3 protein-coding genes and 1 pseudogene are annotated in these 3443 nt (G+C 68.9%); all 4 read left to right on the forward strand.

The genetic code is table 11. The features are described 5' to 3' along the window. A partial coding sequence (locus WA805_RS02895; protein ID WP_425241585.1) for a MarR family winged helix-turn-helix transcriptional regulator occupies positions 1–459 on the forward strand: 459 nt, incomplete at its 5' end. Further along, on the forward strand, positions 456–1469 hold the full coding sequence (locus WA805_RS02900) for an ABC transporter ATP-binding protein (protein ID WP_425239504.1): 1014 nt from the start codon (positions 456–458) through the stop codon (positions 1467–1469). The genes WA805_RS02895 and WA805_RS02900, both read left to right, overlap by 4 nt. A 5-nt stretch (positions 1470–1474) precedes the next feature. Next, on the forward strand, positions 1475–2386 hold the full coding sequence (locus WA805_RS02905; RefSeq protein WP_425241586.1) for an ABC transporter permease: 912 nt from the start codon (positions 1475–1477) through the stop codon (positions 2384–2386). Between the two features lie 358 nt (positions 2387–2744). After that, positions 2745–3257 (forward strand): annotated as a pseudogene (gene infC / locus WA805_RS02910) (translation initiation factor IF-3); the annotation flags it as partial. Positions 3258–3443 lie beyond the last annotated feature (186 nt).

Below are 3443 nucleotides of genomic sequence, written 5' to 3' on the forward strand. Positions count from 1 at the left end.
GAGCGGTTTCCCGAGGACGCCCCGCTGCAAGCGCTGCTGCTCACCGCTACCAAGCTCATGGGCGCCTACGGTCAGTGCACCGTGCAGGCCGCCGGGCTCAAGGTCAGCCTGGCCGGGCTCGGCGTGCTCCGGGTGCTCATGGACGAGGACGGCCTGAAGTCCAGCGAGGTCGCGGACCGCGCCTGGTCCAGCCCAGGTACCGTGACCGCGGTGGTCAACACCCTCGCCAGGGACGGTTTCGTCGAGCGCAAGCCGGACGAGGCCGACCGGCGCATCGTCCGGCTGTACCTCACCGACCAGGGCCGGGCCGTCATCACCTACTACGTGTCCCAGGCCGCCCCCCAGTGGCGAAAAGCATTCGACTTCGCCGACGAGGCCGACGAGGCTGTCGTGCGGAGGTTCTTCATCCAGATGATCGGCCACCTCGGCCACCTGATGCGAGAGGAGCGCGGCCGGTGATCACCGCCACCGCGAACGGCAGGAATTCCGTGCCGGCCGGGCCGCCGGCCGCCAAAGCGGCGATCAGGACCGAGGACCTGCGCAAGACCTACAAGAGTTCCCGCGGCGACGTCGAGGCGGTGCGCGGCATCGACCTGGACATCCCGCAAGGCGAGTTCTTCGGTCTCCTCGGCCCGAACGGCGCCGGCAAGTCCACCACCATCGGCATGCTCACCACGCTGGTGCACCCCACCGGCGGCCGGGCCTGGGTGGCCGGCCACGACGTCACCAGGCAGCCGGTGGCGGTCAAGCGCCGGATCGGCGTCGTCACCCAGAACAACACGCTCGACATGCAGCTCACGGTGGCGGAGAACCTGGAGTTCCGCAGCCGGTTCTTCGGCCTGTCCAAGGCGGTCGCGGCCAGGCGAGCCGCCCAGCTCATCGACGCGTTCGGCCTCAGCGACCGGAAGAACGCGATGGCCGACCAGCTGTCCGGCGGCCAGGGCCGCCGCCTGATGATCGCCAGGGCCCTGGTGCACCAGCCCGACGTGCTGTTCCTCGACGAGCCGACGGCGGGCCTCGATCCGCAGACCCGGGTGAACCTGTGGGACATCCTCAAGGTGCTGCACGCCCAGGGCCAGACGATCCTGCTCACCACCCACTACATGGAAGAGGCGGAGGCGCTCTGCGACCGGATCGCGGTGGTCGACCACGGCAAGATCCTGGCCGAGGGAACGCTGGGCAAACTGCTGGCCGACGCGGGCGCGGAAACGATCGTGACCGTCCGCTACGAGCAGCCAGTGCCTGACGGCCTCGCCGAGCGGGCCGGGCTGGCCGACCGTCCCGGCGTCACCAGGGTGGAGACCGACGGCGACCAGATCCGCGTGTTCAGCGGCGACCCCGAGGGCCTGCTCGGCGACCTGGTGAACATCGGCGCCGCCAGCGGCCTGCACGTCCGCGATGCCACCGAGGCCAAGCCGAGCCTGGAAACCGCCTTCCTTGCCCTGACCGGCCGCGAGTACCGGGAGTAGAAACGATGGCCACCACCACCCAGCCGGCCGGCATCGGAACCGCGTCCGGCGACGGCGCCCAGGTCGGGTCGTCCATCGCCCGGCTGATCACCGACGCGCCGGTGCCGCATCCGACGCTGCTGAAGACGTTCGGCGCGATGATGGCGCGCGAGTTCCGGGTGCTCGGCAGGAACGCGCCGTCCACCTTCATCCGCGCGGTCATGCAGCCGCTGCTGTTCGCGTTCGTCTTCGCCTACGTGCTGCCCAAGATCGGCAGCGGCTTCGGGACCGGGGCGGCGGCGGCGTCCGGCCTGACCTTCTCCACCATCCTGGTGCCCGGCCTGATGGGCTCGATGTTCCTCATGCAGGGCATGTTCGGCACCACCATGCCGCTGGTGATGGAGTTCTCCTGGCAGCGCACCATCGAGGACCGGGCCCTGGCGCCGGTCCCGATCCGGGTGCTGGCCATCCAGAAGATCACCGCCGGCGCGATCCAGGCGTTCATCGGCGCGGCGATCGTCTTCCCCGTCGTGTACTGGGTGCACGCTCCCGGGCAGGGCCCGCACATCGACGTGACCAGCTGGTTCCTGCTCGCGGCGGTGATGGTGTTCTCCTCGACGCTGACCGCGTCGATGGGCCTGTGGCTGGGCACGGTGGTCGACCCGCGCAAGATGCAGATGGTCTTCGCGGTCGTGCTGCTGCCGCTCACCATGCTCGGCTGTGTGTACTACCCGTGGTCGGCGCTGCACGTGATCCGCTGGCTGCAGATCCTCGTGCTGATCAACCCGATGGTCTACATGACCGAGGGGCTGCGGGCGGCGCTGACGCCGAGCATCGGCCACATGCCACTCTGGGCGATCATGCTCGCCCTGGTCGGCGGCACCGCGGTGTTCGGCTACCTTGGCATCCGCAGCTTCCGCAACCGGGTGGTCGGCTAACCCGCGACGGCGGAACGCATGACTGACGGTGGCGGGAATACCACAAACCCGCCAAGTGCTGTTACTGTTGGCTGCTGACCAGTCCGGTACTCATGCGAGTGCCGGGCGCGCAAGCGGAGGACCATCTCCCACCTAGCCGGCCTTCGGGGCGGCGGGTCTGGCCGTGGCCGGTTGGGCGGGCACGCACATAGTGCGTGACCTGCGGTAACAGGCTAACGGTACGACGTCGCTCGCGACGCCGTTGTTGTGGTTGCCCCGCGGCGCACTGCGCCTGGCGGGGCTTTTTCCTTCCGGGCGAGTGGTCGCGGCAGAAGCCGCCGGAAAGGCCGGCGGCGACAAAAGAGCCCGTGGAGGTCACATCAGCGTCGAAACGCGTATCAACGAGCGCATCCGCTCTCCGGAGGTCCGGCTTGTCGGGTCGAAGGGCGAGCAGATCGGGATCGTCTCCATTAACGAGGCGCTCCGGCTCGCGCAGGAGGCTGACCTCGATCTGGTCGAGGTTGCCCCGACCGCGCGACCCCCGGTCGCGAAGCTCATGGACTACGGAAAGTTCAAGTACGAGTCTGCGGTCAAGGCGAGGGAATCCCGCAAGAACCAGACCCAGACGATCGTCAAGGAGATCAAGCTCCGCCCGAAGATCGACCCGCACGACTACGGCACCAAGAAGGGCCACGTCGAGCGCTTCCTGAAGGCAGGGGACAAGGTCAAGGTGACGATCATGTTCCGTGGACGTGAGCAGTCCCGGCCGGAACTCGGATTCCGCCTGCTGCAGAAGCTGGCCGACGACGTCAACGAGCTTGGCTTCGTCGAGTCAGCGCCGAAGCAGGACGGGCGGAACATGATCATGGTGATCGGCCCGCACCGGAAGAAGGCCGAGGCCAAGGCCGAGGCGAAGGCCGATCGCAACGCACAGGCAGCCGCAGAGGCAGCCGCGCAGCAGCAGCAGGTTCCCAGCCCGCGCAGCGAGGCGGCCCCGGCGCCGACCGACGTGTCAAGGTTTACCCCGCGGTCGCGGGACCGACGGTGCGGTGCGGGCGCCGCGCAGGGCCCGCACCGC

Source organism: Trebonia sp., from assembly GCF_049794275.1.
GTDB lineage: Bacteria > Actinomycetota > Actinomycetes > Streptosporangiales > Streptosporangiaceae > Trebonia.